General features: G+C 63.6%; 3 protein-coding genes. 1 reads left to right on the forward strand and 2 read right to left on the reverse strand.

What is annotated here, in order from left to right; all coding sequences use genetic code 11:
• Window positions 1-149, forward strand: a 149-nt coding sequence (locus WA702_RS03035) for an aldehyde dehydrogenase family protein (protein ID WP_425109049.1), incomplete at its 5' end; no start/stop codon positions are given.
• A 194-nt stretch (window positions 150-343) separates the two neighbouring features.
• Here the strand turns inward: WA702_RS03035 and WA702_RS03040 are convergent.
• Together WA702_RS03040 and WA702_RS03045 are read right to left on the reverse strand one after the other, a co-directional pair.
• On the reverse strand, window positions 344-1258 hold the full coding sequence (locus tag WA702_RS03040; RefSeq protein ID WP_425109046.1) for a phosphoribosylaminoimidazolesuccinocarboxamide synthase: 915 nt from the start codon (window positions 1256-1258) through the stop codon (window positions 344-346).
• 232 nt (window positions 1259-1490) lie between these two features.
• Window positions 1491-1880, reverse strand: a 390-nt coding sequence (locus tag WA702_RS03045; RefSeq protein ID WP_425109048.1) for a pirin-like C-terminal cupin domain-containing protein, incomplete at its 5' end; no start/stop codon positions are given.

Below are 1880 nucleotides of genomic sequence, written 5' to 3' on the forward strand. Positions count from 1 at the left end.
CGGGCATGGTCGGCGTCAACACCGGCCTCATCACCACCGAGGTCGCGCCGTTCGGCGGCGTCAAGGAAAGCGGCCTCGGCCGCGAAGGCTCGCATCACGGCATGGAAGAATATGTCGAGATCAAATACGTGATGATGGCGGGCATGTGATCGCGCGTCCCTATCCTCGTTCGGGCCGACGCTGCAGCTCCTATCGGCCAGCTCCGTCATTCCGGGGCAGTCCCGCAGGGACTGAACCCGGAATCCCGAAGTGATAAGCCATGTCGAGATTCCGGGTTCAAGGCCTGCGGCCTCGCCCCGGAATGACGAAGCAAGACGATAGGAGCTACGCGTCTGCAAAGACGTTAGATCGCGAGTTCTTTCCCCGTCACCCGCTTATACGCTTCCAGATAGCGCTTGCTGGTGGCGTCGATCACGCTTTGCGGCAAAGGGGGCGGCGGCGCATCGCCGTTCCAGCGGCCGCCGTGGCGTTCGACATCGAGGTAGTCGCGCAATGGCTGCTTGTCGAAGCTCGGCTGCGGCCTGCCCGGTTGATAGGCATCGACCGCCCAGAAGCGCGAGGAGTCCGGCGTCATAACCTCGTCGATCAGGATGATGCGTCCATCCCGGTCGCGGCCGAACTCGAACTTGGTGTCGGCGATGATGATGCCCTGGTCGCGGGCGAGCTTTTCGCCGAGCGTATAGATGGCGCGCGTCATGCTCTCGAGCTGGTGGGCGACCTCGTCGCCGACCGCGTCGCGCATCCGCGCGATGGTGATGTTCTCGTCATGGCCGCTCTCGGCCTTGGTCGCCGGGCTGAAGATCGCGGGCTCGAGCTTTTCGCTTTCGACCAGGCCCGACGGCAGCGTCTCGCCAGCGAGTGTGCCTTGGGCCGCATATTCCTTCCAGGCCGAGCCGGAGAGATAGCCACGGATCACGCATTCGATCGGGAACACATTGGTGCGCTTGCACAGCATCGCGCGCCCCAGGATCTCGGGGCGATAATCCTTCAGCGTCGGTACCTCCGCGATGATCTTGTCTGTGTCTGCCGTGATCATGTGATGCGGCACCACGCCTTCCAGCTGGTTGAACCAGTAGGCCGAGATCTGCGTCAGCACCGCGCCCTTGCTCGGAATGGTCTCGCCCATCACCACGTCGAACGCCGAGATGCGGTCGGTGGTGAGCAGCAGCACGCGGTCTTCGCCGACAGCATAGATGTCGCGGACCTTGCCCGTTCCGATGCGAGGGAGCGGCAGATTGCTGGCGAGGAGCGTGGTCATGGCGGTGACTTTCGAAGAGAGCGTGAGGCGGCGTTGAAGCGACGACCAGGTGTCGCTTCACCTCTCCCCATCGGGGAGAGGTCGATCGCGAAGCGATCGGGTGAGGGGGCTCTGCTCAGTCGATAGACCGTAACCTCTCACCCGGATTGCATCTGGCGATGCAATCCGACCTCTCCCAAAGCGAGAGGTGGAGCATCCGGGCCGCACCGGAGTAATCTCGTCTTGGTCTAGCCTATTCCGGCAGCGGAATGAACTCATGCTCGCTGGGAACAGCGGCAAAGCGGCCGGTTTTCCAGTCCTGCTTGGCCTGTTCGATCCGCTCCTTGCTGGAGGAAACGAAATTCCACCAGATGTGACGCGGCCCCTCAAGCGCGTCGCCGCCGAGGAACATCATCCTGGTCGGCTTGACGACGCGCACGGTGATGGCGTCACCGGGGCGGAAGATCAGCAGCCGCGGCCCCTCATAGCGCTCGCGCGCGATCTCGATCTCGCCGTCGACCAGATAGATCGCCCGCTCCTCATGGTCGGGGTCGAGCGGCACCGTGGTGCCGGCCTGCGCGGTCACCTCGGCATAGAACCAGGGCGAGACCATCGTGACAGGCGAGTTGGCGCCGAATGCCTT

The organism is Bradyrhizobium sp. (assembly GCF_049798375.1).
Taxonomy (GTDB): domain Bacteria; phylum Pseudomonadota; class Alphaproteobacteria; order Rhizobiales; family Xanthobacteraceae; genus Bradyrhizobium.